The organism is Phycisphaerales bacterium, assembly GCA_035627955.1.
GTDB lineage: Bacteria > Planctomycetota > Phycisphaerae > Phycisphaerales > UBA1924 > JAEYTB01.
The window spans coordinates 24,535-44,454 of record DASPKU010000023.1; the positions used below are offsets into that span (position 1 = coordinate 24,535).

At 69.7% G+C, this 19,920-nt stretch carries 11 protein-coding genes; 8 read left to right on the forward strand and 3 right to left on the reverse strand.

Features of this window, described 5'->3' with window-relative positions; genetic code table 11:
• The first annotated feature begins 2 nt into the window (after positions 1–2).
• From VD997_17960 to VD997_17990, 7 genes are all read left to right on the forward strand, one after another.
• Positions 3–779, forward strand: coding sequence for an ABC transporter ATP-binding protein (locus VD997_17960; protein ID HYE63881.1), 777 nt, complete (start codon positions 3–5; stop codon positions 777–779).
• On the forward strand, positions 730–3,444 hold the full coding sequence (locus tag VD997_17965) for an ABC transporter permease (protein ID HYE63882.1): 2,715 nt from the start codon (positions 730–732) through the stop codon (positions 3,442–3,444). Before VD997_17960 ends, VD997_17965 begins: the two co-directional genes overlap by 50 nt.
• Before the next feature lie 87 nt (positions 3,445–3,531).
• Entirely contained in the window at positions 3,532–3,903 is a 372-nt protein-coding gene (locus VD997_17970; protein HYE63883.1) for a hypothetical protein, read from the forward strand.
• Positions 3,904–3,935: 32 nt separating this feature from the next.
• A complete protein-coding gene (locus VD997_17975) occupies positions 3,936–4,520 on the forward strand; it encodes a DUF899 family protein (protein HYE63884.1) in 585 nt (194 codons plus the stop codon).
• A 93-nt stretch (positions 4,521–4,613) separates the two neighbouring features.
• Positions 4,614–8,570 carry a hypothetical protein gene (locus VD997_17980; protein HYE63885.1) on the forward strand — a complete coding sequence of 1,319 codons (3,957 nt, stop codon included), beginning with the start codon at positions 4,614–4,616 and terminating at the stop codon, positions 8,568–8,570.
• Entirely contained in the window at positions 8,567–11,656 is a 3,090-nt protein-coding gene (locus VD997_17985) for a VWA domain-containing protein (GenBank protein ID HYE63886.1), read from the forward strand. The genes VD997_17980 and VD997_17985 overlap by 4 nt, the downstream gene beginning before the upstream one ends.
• Positions 11,657–12,445, forward strand: coding sequence for a class I SAM-dependent methyltransferase (locus VD997_17990; protein ID HYE63887.1), 789 nt, complete (start codon positions 11,657–11,659; stop codon positions 12,443–12,445).
• Between the two features lie 192 nt (positions 12,446–12,637).
• On the opposite strand, the gene VD997_17995 is transcribed toward VD997_17990, so the two are convergent.
• From VD997_17995 to gcvP, 3 genes are all read right to left on the reverse strand, one after another.
• Positions 12,638–13,138: a hypothetical protein gene (locus VD997_17995; protein ID HYE63888.1), complete on the reverse strand. Its 501-nt coding sequence runs from the start codon at positions 13,136–13,138 to the stop codon at positions 12,638–12,640.
• Positions 13,139–13,288: 150 nt separating this feature from the next.
• Complete coding sequence (locus tag VD997_18000) at positions 13,289–14,356, reverse strand: type II secretion system protein (GenBank protein ID HYE63889.1); 1,068 nt, start codon at positions 14,354–14,356, stop codon at positions 13,289–13,291.
• A 275-nt stretch (positions 14,357–14,631) separates the two neighbouring features.
• Positions 14,632–17,589, reverse strand: a complete 2,958-nt coding sequence (gcvP, locus tag VD997_18005; protein HYE63890.1) for an aminomethyl-transferring glycine dehydrogenase — start codon at positions 17,587–17,589, stop codon at positions 14,632–14,634.
• Positions 17,590–17,758: 169 nt separating this feature from the next.
• Here gcvP and VD997_18010 point away from each other — a divergent pair, with 169 nt between their 5' ends.
• Entirely contained in the window at positions 17,759–19,903 is a 2,145-nt protein-coding gene (locus VD997_18010; GenBank protein HYE63891.1) for a M28 family peptidase, read from the forward strand.
• Positions 19,904–19,920 lie beyond the last annotated feature (17 nt).

The following is a 19,920-nucleotide window of genomic DNA, read 5'->3' on the forward strand; positions in this document are numbered from 1 at the left end:
CGATGGATCGGGCGGGGGGCGCTGGGGACGTGACGGGCGGCGCGTCGATCCGCTGCGCGGGGGTGCACAAGGCGTACCGGCTGGCGGGTCGCGAGGTGTGGGCGCTGCGGGGCGTTGACCTGACGATCGATCGACCGGGGTTTTATGCGATCATGGGGCACTCGGGCAGCGGGAAGTCCACGCTGCTGCACCTGCTCGCGGCCTTGGACCGGCCGGACAAGGGCGAGGTGCACGTGGCAGGGAGGGCGCTGCACGCGCTCAGCGAGCGCGAGGCCACGGCGTTCCGGCGCGAGCAGATCGGCATCGTGTTCCAGCAGTTCAACCTGATCCCGACGCTGACAGCACGGGAGAACGTGGAACTGCCGGGCATGCTGGCGGGGCGGCCGGAGGCGGAGCTGCGCTCGCGGAGCGGGGAGCTGCTGGAGCGGCTGGGGCTCGGCTCGCGTTCCGGGCACCGGCCCGATGCCCTGTCGGGTGGCGAGCAGCAGCGGGTGGCGATCGCGCGGGCGCTGCTGTTCTCGCCGGGCGTGCTGTTCGCGGATGAGCCCACGGGGAACCTGGACTCGGCGACGAGCGAGCGGCTGTGGGGGCTGCTGGGGGAGCTGGCGCGGGAGCGGGGGATGCTGGTGCTGATGGTGACGCACGAGCCGGCGGCGGCGGTGCACTGCGAGAAGATCTTCATCCTGCACGATGGACGGGTGGTGTCGGAGATCCTGACGGAGGGGCTGGATGCGGCCGGCGTGGCGTCTCGCTACCAACAGTCTGCTCGCCCGGCGTAACCGCTCGCTGCTGCTGGTGGGCGCGGTGGCGCTCTCGGCGGCGCTGATCGCGGTGGTGTCGTGCGCGATGGCGTCGCTCACGGCGGCGGTGGAGAGCCGGCTCAACGAGACGGTGGGGCGCAGCGATATCCGCGTGAAGCCGGTGGGCGCGGGCGAGACGATGCCCGCGTCCGTGCTCGAGCGGGTGCGCGGGTGGGAGGGCGTGGAGATCGCTGTCCCATCGATGCAGGAGAGCTCGAGCTGGCGCTTCCAGCGGCACCAGTGGAGCGAGTCGCCCACGGGGTTTGTGCGCGAGCGGGTGACGGCGGTGGGCACCGCGATCCTGCACGGGATCGACCCGGCGCTCGAGACGCGGGTGCGGGATGTGCGGATGGTGGAGGGGCGGCTGCCCAGCGCGCCGGGGGAGGTGGCCCTGGACCGGCCGCTGGTGGCGCACCTGAACAAGGAGAGCAACCGGGCGGGCGGCGCGGCGGGCGCCGGCGGCCCGGGGCCCGCGAGCGTCGAGGATGCGGCGGAGGCGGCCAAGCTGAATGAAGAGCATCGACTGAAGGTCGGGGACACGGTCGAGTTCGTGCGGCTGTTCAGGAAGAACGAGACGTTCAAGGTGGTGGGGATCGTGGCGGAGCCGCCGTTTGGGCCGCGGTGGCGGGCGTTTGTAACGCTGGAGACGCTGCAGGGGCTGACGGGTGACAGGAGCCGCGTCGGGCAGGTGGACCTGGTGCTCGCGAAGGGGGTTGACGCGGAGGCTTTGGCCGCGGCGCACAGGGAGGAGTTCGGCAAGGGCGTGATCGTGCAGACGACGGAGCGGATCACGAGCGGGCTTGAGAACAACGTGCGGTCGCAGGACCTCGGGTTCGTGGTGGCGACGGTGATGTCGTTCCTGGCCGCGGCGTTCATCATCATGACGGGGATGTCCACGGGGGTGACGGAGCGGCAGCGGGAGCTGTCGGTGATGCGGTGCATCGGAGCGACGCGGGGGCAGCTGGCGTGGGCGCAGCTGATGGCGGGCGGGCTGGTGGGGGCGGCGGGTGCGGTGGTCGGGGTGCCGCTGGGGCTGGCGATCGCGGCGCTGCTGATTCATCTGGGGCGCGAGCACGTGCCCAACGGGCTGCACGTGTCGGTGCTGGGGCTGGGGGTGGCCGGCGCAGGGGCGGTTGTGGCAGGGCTGGCGGGGGCGGCGTTCCCGGCGTGGAAGGCATCGCGGGTGTCGCCGCTGGAGGGATTAGGCGTGCGGGCCCGGCCCGTGCCGGCGGGGGCGGTCGTGGTGCTGGCGGCGTGCGGCATCGGGGCGCTGGCGGTGCAGCTGACGCTGATGTTCGGCGGGGACGACAGCCAGTTCGCGTTCTGGAGCTACGCCACGGCGGGGCTGCCGCTGATGTTCATCGGGTACTTCCTGCTGAGCGTGCCGGTGCTGGTGCTGTTGAATCGGGCAGTGGAGCCGGTGTTGCGGCGGGTGATGGGGCTGCACCGGCACCTGCTGGGGCGGACGGTGCGGGCGACGCCGTACCGGTACGGGTTCACCGCGGGCGCGATGATGAGCGGGCTGGCGCTGATGGTGGCGATCTGGACCCAGGGGCACGCGATCCTGAACGACTGGCTGGGGAAGCTGGAGTTCCCCGATGCGTTCGCGGTGGGGCTGAACCTGACGGAGGAGAGCCGCGCGAAGGTGGAGGCGCTGCCGTTTGTGACGGGGACGGTGCCGATCACGCTGCACAACGTGGAGACGCAGGCGTTCGGCGTGAAGGCGCTGCAGACGTACAAGACGACGTTCATCGCGTTCGACCCCGAGCCGTTCTTCAGGCTGACCAGGCTGAACTGGGTCGAGCCGACGGATGAGGCGGGGCAGCAGCGGGCGATGCAGCGGCTGCGCGAGGGCGGGGCGGTCATCGTCGCCCGCGAGTTCAAGGTGGCGCAGGGGATCGGGGCGGGCGACACGTTCACGATGAAGGGGGCGGACGGGCGCGAGCACCCGATGGAGGTCGTCGGCGTCGTCACCAGCCCGGGGCTGGAGATCGTGAGCAACTTCTTCTCGATCGGTGACAACTTCACCGAGCAGGCGATCCACGCGGTGTTCGGCTCGCGCAAGGACCTGAAGGAAAAGCTGGGGAGCGACGCCATCAGCATGCTGCAGATCGGGCTGTCGAAGGATGTGAGCGACGAGGAGGCGATCAGCACGATCCGAAGTCAGCTCATGGACGCGGGGATCCTGGATGCGGGCAGCGGGCGGAAGATCAAGGCGGACATCCTCAAGGTGATCAAGGGGACGCTGCTGATCAGTTCGGGGATCGCGGTGTTCGCGATGGTCATCGCGTCGTTCGGGGTGGCGAACATCATCGTGGCGGGGATACAGACGCGCCGGTTCGAGTTCGGCGTGCTGCGGGCGGTGGGCGGGTCGCGGGGGCTGCTGGTGCGGCTGGTGCTGGGCGAGGCGGTGCTGATCGCGCTGGCGGCGGGGCTGCTGGGCACGGCCTTGGGAACGCAGGCGGTGGCGAGCGCGCAGCACCTGGACAAGCTGCTGTTCGGACTTGAGCTGAGTACGAGACCCCCACTGCTGCCGGTTGTGGCCGGGTGGTGCGCGGTGTTCGTGGTGACGCTGGGGGCGGCGGCGCCGGCGGTTTTTGCGCTGTCGCGGGCGCGGCCGCGGGAGTTGCTGGCAAGCCGGTGAGTTCCTCTCGCGATCGCCGAGCGGCGGGCCCGGTGACTTGCCGGATTTTCATTGAATCACTGGGCCGTGTCGGGCACGCTGGTTCACATGGTGGCGCCAGAGAACAGCGGGTGGGAGCTTGCGCTGAACTACTCCGAGACGGCGACGGGGGCGGCACGCTTGGCGTCCCGGATGATCAGCGGGGATATCGGGCTGCTCGAGGGGCTGCCCGAGCTGCACCAGCAGCTGCGCGAGCTGGGCGAGTTCGACAAGGGCGACTTCAGCGGCGACTTCGCGGCCCTGTCGTTCATGCTGCTGGACATCGAGCCGTACCTGCCCGCAGCCGGCGGTGAGGCCAACGAGCAGGCGGCACGGTGGGTGCCGACGGTGGTGGCGCGGCATCGGCTGAACGTGCTGGAGGCGTGCCGGCGGGTGGTGGCGCGGTACGCGGCGCAGGAATCGACGCTCAAGCGCGCGTGATCGTGGTAGCATCGGCGGCGAGGAGATCCGCCATGCCCACCCGCGAAGACCTGCTTGCTATTGACCGTGAGATCCAGGCGCTCAAGAAGCGGCGAGTGGAGATCATCCACGCGATCCCGCACGAGCCGGTGAGCGACTACACGTTTGAGACGCTGCACGGGCCGGTGCGGCTTTCGGAGCTGTTCGACGAGCGGCCCGACCTGTTTGTCGTGCACAACATGGGGCGGAGCTGCCGCTGGTGCACGCTGTGGGCCGATGGGCTCGCGGGCCTGTACGGGCACCTGAGCAGCCGTGCACCGTTCGTGCTCAGCAGCCCGGACTCGCCGCAGGTGCAGGCGGAGTTCGCGGCCTCGCGCGGCTGGCCGTTCCGCATGCTGAGCACGCAGGGGTCTTCGTTCGCGAAGGACATGGGGTACATGGACAGCGACGGCGATCCGGGGCCGGGCGTGAGCGTGTTCCACCGGCTGCCCAGCGGCCAGATCGTTCGAACGGGGCACGATCGCTTTGGACCGGGGGATGACTATTGCGCCCTGTGGCCGCTGTTCGACATGCTCAAGGGCGGCGTGGCGGACTGGGAGCCGCAGTACCGGTATGAGACGCCGGTCACGGCTTCGTAACTCGGGGCGTGCTTCGAGGCGATTGCGACGGGTTTGAGGCGGGATCGTGCGGCGGGGCCCAACCCGGCGCGGTGCCAAACCGTACCATTGGGCGTGAGCATGACACCGCTGGCGACGCTCAGGGTTTCTCGGGCCGCGGCCCGGCGTGCGACGCTTGCCCGCGTGCTGAGGCGCGGCGGGTGGGGGTTCTTCGCCGGATCGGTGGCGGGGCTGGTCGGCGCGGCGCTGGTGAAGGCGGCGGGCTCGCCGATGCCCTGGGAGACAGCGCTTGCGGTGCCTGCGGGCGCGGGGCTGCTAACGGGTGTGGCGCTGGGGCTGGTGCGGCCGTGGTCGGCAAGGCGTGGGGCGCAGGAGCTGGACCAGCGGTTTGGACTGAGGGATCGGTTGAGCTCGGCGCTTGAGCTGGAGGGTGGGCTTGAGCACGGCGCGGGGCGCCAGGCGCATAACGATCCGGTATTCACAGCGATGGCGTTGGAAGAGGCCGAGCAGGTCGCGCGCTCGGTGGACCCGGCCAAGGCTGTGGCGGTGAAGGTGCCGTGGACGTGGGCGGGGGCGACGCTCGCGGCCGGGCTGGCGGTGGCCGCGGGGCTGTTCGTGCCGGACATGGGGCTGTTCGAGGGGTCGGCGACCGTGGCACGGGAGCCCGTGCGGCCGGAGACCGTGCAGGAGGTCGCGAAGCTGGTGGAGGAGACGCGCGAGGCCGCGGCACAGGACCCGCAGGCGGCGCGGGAACTGGCGGAGCTGGCGTCGCTTGAGCAGGAGCTCGCGGGCGGCGGGCTGGATGAGCCGGAGGCGCGTTCGCGTGCGGCGCGGAGCCTGGAGCGGGCGGCACAGGCGCTGGCGCAGAAGTCGCGCGAGCAGCAGGAGCGGCAGGACCGGGTAATGGAGCAGCTGTCGAAGCTGCAGAAGCGGGTGCCGCAGGACGCGGCGACGTCGCCGCTGGCGCGGCGGTTGTCGGCGGGGGATATGGAGGGGGCCGCGGGGGAGGCGCTGCGGCTGAGCGACCAGTTCCAGGATCTGTCGCCGGAGGAGCGGGCGCAGGTGGCGGAAGACCTCGCGGCCATGGCGGATGCGCTGGAGGAGGGTGCGGGGGCGGAGGGGGCGGGGAGTGGCGTTGAAGGTGGGAGTGCGGAGCGGTCGGAGGCTGGTGCAGAGGCGGGGTCGGACGCTGGTGCAGGAAGTCGCGCGGAGAACCCTGGCCCTGCAAGCGCGGGTGAGCGGGCGAGCGGAGGTGCTCCGACGGCTGAGCGCGAACCCGCGGGTGGTTTGGATACTTCTCGGAGCGACGTGCGCGAGTCTCAGGGGAGTCCGAACGCCGGTGGAGAGCGGGAAGGTGGTGAGCGGTCGCGCGGTGAGGGGCCTTTGGACGAGCGGGCTCCTGCGGGTGCGGAGAGTTCAAGGGAGCGGGGGCCGGATAGTTCGGCGCAGGAGCCGCCGGAGTTTCCGAGCGAGAGCTCGCGGCAGTCGCCGACGCGGGAGTTGAGCCGGTCGTTGCGGGACGCGGCGAGGGCATTGCGGGAGAGTGAGGCTTACGGTAGCGAGCAGGCCGCGTCATCGCCTGAGCAGCAGCACAGCGGTGGGGAGCAGCAGCCGCAGGCGGGGGAGCGGCAGCAGTCCAGGGGTGGGGAACAGCAGCAGCCCCCGGGGAGTCAGCAGCGGACGCCGGAGGGCCCTCAGCCGCAGAATCCATCTGGAGCGCAGCAGCAGTCGACGCCGGGAACACAGCAGCAACCGCAGTCTCAGGAGCAGGCTGCGGCATCGCGCCAGCAGAACGGTTCGAATCAGCAGCGGCCATCTGCGCCACAGCAGCAGCAGACTGGGTCGCAGCAGCAGTCGGAATCTCAGCAGCAGCAGCAGCAGGGCGGTGAGCGGCAGCCAGGGTCGCAGCAGCAGCCTGGGTCGCAGCAGCCGTCGGGGTCCCAGCAGCAGCAGGGCAGTGAGCGGCAGTTTGGCTCGCAGCAGCAGACCGGGTCGCAGCAGCAGACCGGATCACAACAGCAGACCGGATCGCAGCAGCAGCCAGGGTCGAAGCAGCAGGCCGAGTCACAGCAGCAGTCTGGATCGCAGCAGCAGCCCGGTTCACAGCAGCAGTCTGGATCACAGCAGCAGACCGGGTCACAGCAGCAGAATGGATCGCCGCAGCAAACTGGGTCACAGCAGCAGACTGGATCGCCGCAGCAGACTGGATCGCAGCAGCAGCCAGGGTCGAAGCAGCAGGCCGAGTCACAGCAGCAGTCTGGATCACAGCAGCAGACCGGGTCACAGCAGCAGACTGGATCGCCGCAGCAAACTGAGTTACAGCAGCAGACTGGGTCACAGCAACAGTCGGGATCGCCGCAGCAGACGGGATCACAGCAGCAGACTGGGTCACAGCAGCAGACTGGATCGCCGCAGCAGACTGGGTCACAGCAACAGTCGGGATCGCAGCAGCAGACTGGGTCGCAACAGCAGTCAGGGTCACAGCACCAGGGCAGTCAACAACAGCGGCAGAGCGAGCCAGGTTCCGCGGGTGCGAGCCAGCAGCGTGAGCCCGGTAGCGGGCGTGAAACTGGGGCGCGGCAGGAGAATCAGTCGAACAGCCAGCAGCAGGGTTCGGAGGAGAAGCCGGGGTCGCTTCCGGGGTCGCAGCCGCAAGGCGGGGTGCAGCGCGAGGTGACGGCGCCGGACAAGGCTGCGGGGGCGCAGCAGTCACCGGCAGAAAGTGGATCGCGGCAACCCGGTGAACCACAGACTGGGAGCAACGCTGCGCGTCAGTCTCAGCGAAGCATGGAAGGCAGCGGCGCGCAGCAGCAACAACCCTCTTCGCAGCAGCAGCAAGCTGCTGAGCAAGGGACCTCAACTCAGCAGGCACCGCAAAGTTCGAAGCAGCCTGCATCGTCTCAACAGCAGCAGACAACAAAGCAGCAGCAGCGATCCACATCAGGCGAGCCGCAGTCATCGTCCTCGACGCAGCGATCGACGGCTTCGGAGCCTCGGACAACACAGCAGACAGAGCGGCAATCGCAGCAGCCTGGTGCTGGGGCCGAGGAGCAGCAGGGGCAATCGCGAGAACAAGGCGAGCACCAGCCCGGGCCGGGGCGGCAACAGCAGGCGGGCGAGCAGAGTTCGGCGCAGGGCGAGGGCGGCGAGAACGCGCCGCTGCCGGACCGGCTGCCGTCGGCCGAGCAGATGCGGAAGGTGGCGGAGCAGCTCAAGAACATGGGCGCGGACAAGCGGGCGCCGGAGATGACGCGGGAGCAGGCCGAGCGGCTGAACCGGCGGGCGCAGGAGCTGCTGCAGAAGGCGTCGCCCAAGGAGCGGGAGGAGCTGCGGAAGCTGGCGGATGAGCTGGCGAAGCAGCAGGCGCAGAATGGTGAGCGCGGCGGCGATACGCCGCGTCGGGATGCGCAGGGGCCTGAGAGCCAGCGTCCGGAGCAACTGAACAGTGAGAGCGATCAGCAGCGGCAGGCATCGCGCCAGCCGAACGCCCCCGGGTCGAGCGGCTCGCAGGAACAGCCCGGCTCTCAGGGTCAGCCCGGATCCCAGGATCAGCCGGCCTCGCAGGATCAGCCCGGCTCATCCGATCGATCGAATGAAGGTGACGCACCCACAGGTACGCCGCAGGGCATCGGCCGCGGCTCCGACCGGCACGCAGCTAACGGCGCCCGCAACGGCTCGCCGGGCGGCGGCACTCAGGCCGGCGACGGGGCGCGTCGCAACCCGCCGGTGACGATGCAGCGCTCGCCCACGCCGGTAACGCCGGTGGACGTGCGGCCGCGCCAGGAGGCTGAGGGCGGCGGGCGCGTGATCGCCGACTACTTCAGCCGCGACAACGCGCGGCGCACAGGCACGTCCAGCGAGACGCTGTCGGAGGGTTTCCGCGAGGCGGCCGCGGGCGTGGAGCGCGGGATCGAGCAGCAGAACATCTCCAACCAGCACAGCGACCTCGTGCGGCGCGTGTTCCGGCGTTACGTGGAGCGGACCACCCCCACTCCTTCGACGGGCGGCCAGCCCGCCAACTCAACGCCGCAGCCGCTGCCCGACGCACAGGACGTGCCCAGCCGCCGATGAACCTCCGCTTCGAGCAACCCGTGTGGTTCTGGCTGCTCCTGGCCCTCATCCCCGCGGCCGCGTTGGGGTTGCTGTGGTTCTCGTCGATGAGCCCGGCGCGGCGTGTGTCGGCGATCATCGCGCGGCTGGTGCTGTACTCGCTCATAGCTGCGATGCTCGCGGGCATGGCGTGGGTGCGGAAGACCGACCGGCTTGCGGTGGTGGCGCTGGTCGACGTTTCGGGCTCGGTGCGGCGGTACGCCGGTGACGTGGAGATGGAGAGTGCGCCGGGGCGACGGCTCACGGCTGTCGCGGCGGCGCGGGAGTTCCTGCAGAGGGCGGCGGAGGGGCGCGGGCCAGATGATCTTGTAGGGGTGGTGGCGTTCGACGGGCGGGCCGCGGCGGTGGCGGTGCCGACGACGGGCAAGGACCTGGACCCCGAGCTCGATGTGCACCTCGCCGAGGGCACGAACATCGCGGACGCGATCAGGCTTGGGCGGGCGCTGATCCCCCCGGACGCGTCGGGGCGGCTGCTGCTGATTTCCGACGGCAACCAGACGACGGGCGATGCGCTCGCGGCGGCCGCTGAGGTATCGGCGCCGGCGCTCGCGGCGCTGGGCGCGTCGGTGCCGATCGACGTGGTGCCGCTGCGGTACAAGCTGGAGCACGAGGTCACGGTGGAGTCGGTGGACGCCCCCCCCACCGCCGCGGCGGGTGCTATGGTGAATGTGCGCGTGGTGCTCAATGCCACCACGGCGTCGCGGGGCACGCTGCAGTTGCTCCGCGAGGGAAGCGCGGTTGACCTCAACGGCGAGTCGCCGGGCAACGGGCGGCGGATCGAGCTGCGGCCGGGGCTGAACGTCGAAGTCGTGCAGGTGCTGCTGGATTCGGGGCGTGTGCACCGCTTCCGTGCGGTGTACGAGCCGGACGTGGTGGCCACCGGCAACGGCGGCACGGCCCTCGCGGGGGACACGACCACCGAGAACAACCGGGCCGAGGCGTTCACGATCACGCCGGGCAAGGGCGCGGTGCTGCTGGTGGACGGGAGCGCGGCCACCGGGGGCGACAGCACGGGCGCGACGCTCGCTGCCTCGCTGCGCAACAGCGGGCTGGAGGTGGTGGTCAGCGGCCCCGAGGCGTTGCCGCAGGACCTGCTGTCGTTGCAGGCGTACGACGTGGTGCTGCTGCAGAACGTGCCGGCGGAGGCGGTGCCGGTGCAGGCGCAGGAGACGCTGGTGGCGTACGTGCGCGACCTGGGCGGGGGGCTGGTCATGATTGGCGGGCCGGCGTCGTTCGGCGCGGGCGGGTGGAAGGGCTCGCCCATCGAGCCGATCCTGCCGGTGGCGCTGGACATCCCCGACAAGCTGGTCACGCCCGAGATCGCGATCGTGTTCGTGCTGGACAACTCGGGGTCGATGCGGGAGCCTGTGCTGGGGACGACCAAGTCGCAGCAGCAGATCGCCAACGAGTCGGCGGCGATGGCGATCCGCACGCTGGACCGGCGCGACCTGGTGGGCGTGATCACCTTCAACACCAACGCCGAGCTGCTGTGGCCGCTGCAGCGGAACACCAACACGACGGCGCTGACCGAGGCCGTGGAGGACATCTCCCCTGGCGGGGGCACGAACATGGTCCCGGGGCTGGAGCTGGCGCGGGCGCAGCTGCGGAACTCGCAGGCGAAGGTCAAGCACGTGGTGGCGCTTACCGACGGCAAGTCGCGCGGGAATGAGGTCGCCATCTCGCTCGCGGAGCAGATGAAGGCCGAGGGGATCAAGGTCTCCACGATCGCGGTGGGCGATGACGCGGACATCCGCACGCTGCAGACGATGGCGGACCACGGCGAGGGCGTGTTCTACCACGCGATCAGCGCGAGCCAACTGCCGCGAATTTTCCTAAAGGCCGTGCGGCTGGTGCGGACGCCGCTGATCCGGGAGACGCCGTTCGAGCCGGTGATCCTGCCGACGGGCTCGCCCATGGTGGCGGGGCTGGACGATCCGCCGCCGCTGAACGGCCTGACGCTCACGCAGCCGCGCCCCGAGCCGACGATCGTCAACGCCATCATGACACCGACGAACGAGCCGGTGCTGGCGCACTGGCAGGTGGGGCTGGGGCAGGTAGTCGCGTTCACGTCTGACACGTGGAAGTGGGCGCAGCCGTGGCTGCCGTGGGATGGGTACGAGAAGATGTGGGCGCAGGTGGTGCGGCAGACGTCGCGCCCGCAGGGCTCGCGGAACTTCCAGGCGACCACGCGGACCGATGGCGAGATGCTGCGGCTGCGGCTGGAGGCCAATGACGAGTCGGGCCGGCCGATGGAGCGGCTGGATGTGCCCGCGACGGTGTACGCGCCGTCGGGCGCTTCGCGCCAGGTGCGGCTGGTGCAGACCGGCCCGGGGACATACGAGGCGGATGTGCCCGCGGCGGAGACGGGGAGCTATGTGGCGCTCATCAAGCCGGTCGCCCGCGAGGGCAACTCGGAGCGGCGGCTGGCGCCGGTGATCGTGGGGTCGACCGTGCAGGAGGGCAGCGAGTTCCGGGCGCGGGAGTCCAACGATGCGCTGCTCGCGGCGATCGCCTCGACGAGCGGCGGGCGCGTCATCGAGCTCGCGGCGGCGGAGCGGGCGGAGCTGTTCGACCGTGCCCAGACGCGCCCGCGCGAGGCGGTGACGCCGATCTGGCGGACGCTGCTGATCTGGTGCATCGGCGTGTTCCTGTTGGACGTGGCGACGCGCCGGGTGGCGTGGGATCGGTGGCTGAGCCGGCGGTTCCGGCCGGAGCTGTCGGCGGAGGCCGCGGCGGAGCGGGAGCGGGCTCACGCGGCGGAGCGGACGGTGTCGGCGCTGAAGTCGCGCGTGGGTGTGGATGGCGCTGCAGGCGCGACGCCGGCGATCGCGCTGTCGGAGCAGGATGCGCGGGACCTGGCGGTGGCGGCGCGGGACCGGCGGCGGGCGCAGCGGCTGGCGGGGCTTTCGGCGCAAGCTCCTGGCGGAGCAGTAGAGACAGGCGCGGGCGGGGCGACTTCACAACCCCCGTCGAAACCGATGAAGGAGCCCGAAACAGGGCTGCTCGCGGCCAAGCGGCGGGCCACCGAGCGGTTCGAGGACGATTGATTGGCGCTGCACGAGCTCAACCCCACCGGACGGTTCTCTGATCGCGGGCGGGAGTACGCGCGGTACCGGCCGAGCTATCCCGCGGCGGCCATCGATGCGGTCGTGCGGGCGGTGGAGCTTGTTCGTGGTGCGGGCGGCGGCGGTCGCGAGATCATCGCGGCCGATGTCGGCGCGGGAACGGGGATCTCGTCGCGCCTGCTGACGGAGCGCGGCGTGCGGGTGATGGCGGTTGAGCCCAACGCGGGGATGCGGGACTCGGCCGAGCCGCACGCGCGGGTGTCGTGGATCGATGGATCCGCGGAGCGCACGGGCCTGGATGCGCAGAGCGTCGATCTGGTGCTGTGTGCGCAGGCGTTCCACTGGTTCGATGAGTCGAAGGCGCTGGCCGAGTTCCACCGCGTGCTCAAGGAGAGGGGCGTGCTAAGCCTGGTGTGGAACGACCGGGACAACAGCGACCCGCTGACGGGCGCGTACGGGCGGGCGATCCTGGAGGCCAGCGGGAACCACCCGGCGGCGCTGGACCGCAGTGAGTGCGGGCAGGCTGTCTTTGGGTCGCCGCTGTTTCGCGGTGCGCAAGTGCAGGCGTTCGCGTACGAGCAGCCGATGGACCTTGACGGGCTGATCGGGCGAGCGCTGAGCGCGTCGTACACGCCCAAGGCGGGGCCGGCGCACGAGAAGCTGGTGCGCGAGCTGCGGGAAGCGCACGCCGCGTTCGCTGATGCGGAGGGGGTCGTGCGGATGCGGTACCGCACGCGGGTGTACACGGCGGTGCGTGCGGACGCAGCGTGAGTGAGGGATAGGACTTCTATGTCGTCGAGGTCATCTACGACCTCGACGACTTACTGCCTCAACGACTTACTTGTGATGCACGTACCGCGTCAACACAACGACTCCGCGGAGTGGGGGCAGGAACCCCCTGTTCCGCGGAGTCGGATGATGAGGCGAGCGTCGCCGGGGTCGCCGGTGCTCACATGATGTGACTCATGGGCGACGCGGACCGTCACTGACGCGGTCCCAGGCGTCCCGCACGGCGTCCTTCGCGCGGTCCCACGTCAGGGAGCCGCGGTCGTTGACCCGGTCCCAGTCGCGGGCGAGCGTGGGCTCGACCTCATCGAAGCGGCGGCCCTGCGAACGCGAGGCGTTCTCCCAGCCATAGCGGTACGCGGGGCGGTAGGTGGTGTAATCGGCGTTGCGGGCGTAGGGGCGGGTCTTGTAGTTCTCCGCCCAGTAGGCGTCCTCGACCGTGGGGTTCACGGCCTCGCCCGCGGCCTTGCCGCCCAGGCCGCCGGCCACAGCGCCGATCACGGCGCCGACGGCCGAGCCGATGGGGCCGGCTGCCGCGCCAATGGCCGCGCCGGCAGCGCCGCCGCCCGCGGCCCCCAGGCCGGTGCCCACCGGGTGGGAACCCGGGGCGCCGCTGATGGGGTCACGGTTGGCAGGGTTGTTGTCGATCCGATCCTTGCGATTGTTGTTGGTGTCCATGGGCGAACCATGGGGCACCCGTGTGGGAGCGGCGTGAGGGGGTGCGGAAAGTGGGGTTGGCAGCTGGAATCGGTGCGCAGTGCACCGGGTGGAACGGTTACCACCGAGATGAAGACATCTCGGTGGCACGATGAGCTTTCAGCTGATGAGTCACCGCGGACGCCACGTGTACACGCGCGTCGTGGGGTGCGTGTTCTCGGCGGCGAAGTCGTCCCAGTACTTCATGTCGCGCAGCTCATCCAGCTTGAGGCGGCCGGCGCTGGCGTCCAGGCGTGTGTTGGCGACCGTCTTGAAGTAGCGGGGGTTGAGATAGCCGTACTGGCTGGGCGGGGTGCGGGGCGTGAAGGGCTGGTTGGCGGCGCCCTGCCAGCCGGGGGCGAGGGAGTAGCCGAAGCCGTGGTCGGGGTCGCTGACGGGGATATTGGTGGGCGGAAGGACCTTGTAGAAGCCGTCGCGGATGATGTTGGGCGTGGTGGTGCCCGCGTCGGCGGGGTTGCGGCCGTTGCTCCAGTAGCCGGTGCCGGAGACGTCGGCGGCGCGCGACGCGGCGAAGGTCAGCAGGTTGGAGGGGAAGCGGACGTCGGTGGACTTGGTGCGGTAGAACTGGCCGCCCTGCGACATGGGGTTGCGGTCACCGACGATGCCGTCCCACCCGCAGGGGGTCATGCCGTGCATCTTGAAGGCGGAGTGGTTGCAATCGCCGCCGAAGAACACGGTGTTCATGCCGAAGGAGGGGTGGGTCGCGACCGCGCCGACGAAGGAGGTGTCGGGGTAGGTGTAGCGGTTGTGCTGGTAGAGGGCGCGGCCGTTGTAGCCGCGGGCGCGGAAGTCGGCGTTGTCCTGCTTGTTGATGACGAGCACCTGGTCGACGCTGAGGTTCGCGTAGCCGGCGAGGCGCCACGTCCAGTTGCGCATCGACTCGTGTGAGATGCGCGAGCGGTTGTCGAAGGGGTCGTTGGGGAACATGTCCGTGCCGCAGTTCTGCCACCAGATCCAGTACTTGCTGATGCGGCCGGGGATGATCGTGTCCTTGAAGTCGTTGGAGTAGGTCGCGTTCACCTTGGCGAGCTGACTGATGCTCGAGAGCTCGAGCGCCGAGCGTGCGGCCTCGCGGGCCTTGCCGAGCGCGGGCAGCAGCACTGCGATCAGCAGCGCGACGATCGCGATCACCACGAGCAGCTCAATCAGCGTGAACGCACGGCGGGCGGGGCTGGACATCGCGGGCACTCCGGGGGAGGTGACAACCAGAGATGCGGGAACGGGCGGGGCACGTCAGCCTGTTGAGGCGCATGGGGCGGAGAACCCCGCGAGTGCGGGGGCGGCAACAAATTACCACGGCGAGGGGGTAGGGGCTTGCGGGAATTGAGGAAAAGGCGGCGGGGGGCTGCCATCGCACGCTAAGCCGCTGCTGTTCCGTGGCTTACAGGTGCGCCCGCGTCACTCCATAGCGACGAAGACGTCGCCATGGCACCCAAGACCCGTGCTCGCGCCGGTTACTGGTAGCTGTCCAGCGGCGGGCAGACGCAGACCAGGTTGCGGTCGCCGTAGGGGTTGTCGATGCGGGCGACCGTGGGCCAGAACTTGTGGTCGTGCAGCCACTTCGCGGGGAACGCGGCCTGCTGGCGGGGGTACCTGTGCGTCCAGTTGTCGCTGCTGACCATCGCGATGGTGTGCGGGGCGTGCTTGAGCGGGTTGTCGGCCTTGTCGGCTTTGCCCTGCTCGATGGCCGCGATCTCCTCGCGGATCTGGATCATGGCCTGGCAGAAGCGGTCGAGCTCGGCCTTGGGCTCGCTTTCGGTGGGCTCGATCATGAGCGTGCCGGGGACGGGGAAGCTCATGGTCGGGGCGTGGAAGCCGTAATCCATGAGGCGCTTGGCGATATCGTCGACCTTGATGCCGGTGGTCTTCTCGAAGGGGCGGCACTCGAGGATGAACTCGTGGGCGACGCGCCCGGACTTGCCGTTGTAGACGATGCCGTAGTGGGGCTCGAGCACTTTGGCCATGTAGTTGGCGCTGAGCATGGCCACCTGCGTGGCCTTGCGGAGGCCGCTCGCGCCCATGAGGGCGATGTAGACCCAGGAGATGGTGAGGATGCTGGCGCTGCCCCAGGGGCCGGCGGAGATCGGGCCGATGGCGCTCTCGGTGGCCGTGCCGGGCTTCACGACGGGGTGGCCGGGGAGGAAGGGGGCGAGGTGCTTGGCGACGCCGATGGGGCCCATGCCGGGGCCGCCGCCGCCGTGGGGGATGCAGAAGATCTTGTGGAGGTTGAGGTGGCAGACGTCTGCGCCGATGTCGCCGGGGGCGCAGAGGCCGACCTGGGCGTTCATGTTGGCGCCGTCCATGTAGACCTGCCCGCCGTGCTCGTGGACGATGTTGCAGATCTCGCGGATGCCCTCTTCGAACACGCCGTGGGTCGAGGGGTAGGTGATCATGAGGCAGGCGAGCTTGTCCTTGTGCTCGCCGGCCTTCTTGCGGAGGTCGTCGATGTCGACGTCGCCGTACTTGGTGGTCGCGACGACGACGACCTCCATGCCCGCGATCACGGCCGTCGCGGGGTTGGTGCCGTGGGCGGACTGTGGGATGAGGCAGACGTTGCGGTGGCCCTGGCCGTTTGCCTGCTGATAGGCGCGGATGACCATGAGGCCGGCGTACTCGCCCTGGGCGCCGGAGTTGGGCTGGAGCGAGACTGCGTGGAACGCGGTGATCTCCGCGAGCCAGGTCTCGAGGTCCTTGAAGAGCTTCTGGTAGCCCCTGGTCTGGTCAGCGGGGGCGAAGGGGTGCAGGCGGCCGAACTCGGGCCACGTCACCGGGATCATCTCGCTGGTGGCGTTGAGCTTCATCGTGCACGAGCCCAGCGGGATCATGCTGTGCGCCAGGCTGAGGTCACGCCCCTGGAGCTTGAAGATGTAGCGGAGCATCTCGTGCTCGCTGTGGTGCGTGTTGAACACCGGGTGCGTGAGGTAGCTGCTGGTGCGGGTGAACTTCGCGGGGAAGTTGAGGTCCGCCTCGACCAGGAGCTTGTCAACGTCGAACGCGCCGCCCTTGCCCACCGCTACTCCCGGCGTGAAAGCCTCGAACAGCATGGCGATGTCGGCGCGGGTGGTGGTCTCGTCGAGGGAGATGCCGAGGGTGCCGTCGCCGAAGTCGCGGAGGTTGGCGTCCTTGGCGCGGGCCGCGGCGATGACCGACGAAGCCGAGGACGAGGGCTTCACGCGGATGGTGTCGAAGAACGTGGGGGTAAGGACGATGTGGCCGAGACGCTTCAGGCCGAGTGCGAGCACGCTGGTGTAGGCGTGCACGCGCTGGGCGATGCGGCGGAGCCCCTCGGGGCCGTGGTAGCAGGCGTAGAGGCCGGCCATGTTGGCCAGCAGGGCCTGCGCGGTGCAGATATTGCTGGTGGCCTTCTCGCGCCGGATGTGCTGCTCGCGGGTCTGGATGGCCATGCGGTAGGCGGGGTTGCCCTGCGCGTCCTTGCTGACGCCGATGATGCGGCCGGGCATTTTGCGGACGTACTCGGGCTTGGTGGCGATGAACGCCGCGTGCGGGCCGCCGAAGCCCATGGGCACGCCGAAGCGCTGGGCGGAGCCGACGGCGATGTCCGCCCCCCACTCGCCGGGCGGGGTCAGTAGGGTGCAGGCGAGCAGGTCGCACGCGGCGACGACGAGCGCGCCGGCCTTGTGGGCGGCGTCGGAGAGGTCAGCGAAGTCGGCGACGTTGCCGTTGGTGTCTGGGTACTGTACGAGCACGCCGCTGGTCTTCGCCCAGTCGATGCCGGCGCCGTTCTCCGGCAGGTCGCGCACCTCGATGCCCAGCGAGCTCGCGCGGGTGCGGCACACGGCGATGGTCTGTGGGTGGCAGCTGCGGTCGATGTAGAACAGCGGGCGCTCACCCTCGAGCACCGCGTGGCACATCGACATCGCCTCGGCCGCGGCGGTGCCCTCGTCCAGCAGCGACGCCCCGGCCAGGGGAAGCCCGGTCAGGTCGCTTACCATCGTCTGGAAGTTGAGCAGGGCCTCGAGGCGGCCCTGGGCGATCTCGGCCTGGTAGGGCGTGTACTGCGTGTACCAGCCGGGGTTCTCCATCACGTTGCGGAGGATCACCGGCGGCGTGATCGTGTCGTAGTAGCCCATGCCGATGAACGAGCGGGCGATTTTGTTCTGGCTCGCGATGGCCTTGAGCTCGGCCAGGACCTCGAACTCGCCGCGGGGCTCGGCGTGGAGGCCGGTGAGCTCCATGGTCTTCTTGAGGCGGATATTGGCGGGGACCACCGCGTCGGCGAACTGGTCAAGGGATGAGTAGCCGAGCGTGCCGAGCATCTCGGCAATCTCGGCCTCGCTGGGGCCGATGTGGCGGTGGGCAAAGGTGTCGCTGGCGCTCAGCAGGCCCGGCTGAGGGCGGCTCTCGGGGTGAATATCAACCTTGACCGGGGCGCTGGTGAGGGTGGTTTGCATGGGTTCCGACTGTAGGTTCGCCGGGTTGGGTTTTTGCGATTTCGGGCGGGGTGACGACTTGCGGTGACTCGATCCGAGCCTTCGCCGAGGACGACTCAGACTCGGCTTCCAGGGGCACGCTTTCCGCTATCCTTCGGGCACACACGGGGTGTGATCAGGAGCGGCACGTATGCGGCCATGGCGTTCGTCGGTGGTGGTGCTCGCGGCGGTGGTTTCGCTCGCGGGGGTTGGCGCCGGCCTGCCGGCGATGCCGCGGGGCGGCTCGGGGACCGGCTCGGGCAATGTGGAGCCTTCCCCCGCTGAGGTGCTTGCGGATGACGCGAAGGTCTGGCGTCAGCACGTGACCACGCTCTCGAACCCGTTCCTGGAGGGGCGTGCGCCGGACACCAAGGGCAACCGCATCGCCGCGGACTACATCCAGTGGAACTACGAGCGGCTGGGTTTGGGCCCGGCGTTCCCGACCGAGGTGAAGGGCAAGGACGGCGAGGTCACGTTGAGGCCCTTCACGAGCTACCGCCAGGAGTTCAAGGCCCCAGCGTCGCAGCGGCCGGAGTTCCGCTACAAGCTCGTTGAGCAGGCCGCGTCGTACCAGGTTCGTCGCAACCGCACCGAGCTGATCGGCGGTGAGGACTTCAACGTCATCGGCCACTCCGGCAGCGGCGAGGTGACGGGGGCCGTGGTGTTCTGCGGGTACTCGCTCGACGACGAGGAGAAGGAGTACTACTCGTACCCGCCGAAGACCGACCTCACCGGCAAGATCGCCATGATCCTGCGGTTTGAGCCCATGGACGAGCAGGGCAAGAGCCGGTGGTCGGAGGATGAGGACCAGCCGTGGACGCGGGCGACGCGCCTGGAGCCCAAGTTCCGCGAGGCGATCTACCACAACGCCGCGGCCATCGTGCTGGTCAACCCGCCGGGCGTCGCCGACGACCGCGCCGACAAGCTGGAGGGCATCCAGTTCAGCGGGGCGCAGCAGCAGAAGGTGCCCGTGATCATGATGTCGCGGGCCGCCGCGGAGGCGTTCGTCAAGAAGGCGGACCCCAAGGGCCGCTCGCTGATGGAGCTGCGGCGGCTGGCGGACAAGCAGGGCGGAGTCGTCCCCTTCCGCGATAACGTGAAGCTGAGCATCAAGGCCAAGGTCGAGAAGCCGATCATCACCACCGACAACGTGGGGGCGATCCTGCCCGGCAAGGGGCGGCTGGCGGATGAGTACATCGTGATCGGCTCGCACTACGACCACGTGGGCTACGGGTACTTCGGTTCCCTGGACAACTCGCGCGGGCGGATCCACGCGGGGGCCGACGACAACGCCAGTGGCACGTCGGGCAATCTGCTCGTGGCGAAGAAACTGGTGGAGGCGTACCGCAACCTGCCGGACAACGCCGAGGCCCGCTCCGTGCTGTTCATGGCCTTCAGCGCTGAGGAGTCGGGGCTGGTGGGCAGCGCGTACTACACGCGCCACCTGATCGCACCCGTTGAGAAGCACTACCTGATGCTCAACATGGACATGATCGGGCGGCTGCGCAAGAAGCCGCCGCTGGAGATCGGCGGGGTGGGCTCTGGCGTGGGGCTGGAGGACTGGATCCAGCCGTACCTTGAGAGCAGCGGCATGGCCACCAAGCAGTCGCGCATCGGAGCGCCCAACTCCGACCATGCCAGCTTTCACGTCAAGAAGATCCCCAATCTGTTCTTTTTCACCGGGCTGCACCGCGAGTACCACACGCCCGCGGACACGGTGGACACGCTGAACTTCGAAGGGGCCGCGCAGGTGGCGGACCTCGTCTACCGCATCGCCCTAGACGCGGCCCAGCGGACCGAGCCGCTGCCGTTCAGCAGCGGTCGCGATGCCGATGAGAATGACGAGGCAGAGTCGCCGCCCCGCGTGGTGCCGCGGGATGAGCCCAACCGTGACGACCCGCGGAATCCGGCGAACCAGCGGGCACGCGCAGACGAAAAACCCGAGGCTCCTGCCGCTGATGCGGGCGATGCGCCCGCGCCGCAGCCGCGGTCCTCGCGTCGCGTACGCATGGGCATCATGCCCGGCAACTACGGCGTCGAGGGCGAGGGCGTCGAGGTCGCGGGTATCACTGACCCAGAGTCGCCCGCCGCGAAGGCGGGGATCAGGGAGGGCGACGTACTGCTCAAGTGGGACGACCACACCCTCGGGCGCGTCGAGGACCTTCAGGAGCGCATGACCAAGGCCGAGCCGGGACAGGTCGTCAAGATCACGTTCCGTCGCGAGGGCAAGGAGCAGACAGTCGAGGTGACGCTCGCAGGAGCGGGCGAGCGGAGGCCCGCGCCGGCCCGTCCCTGAGCCGCTAGGCTGCCGCC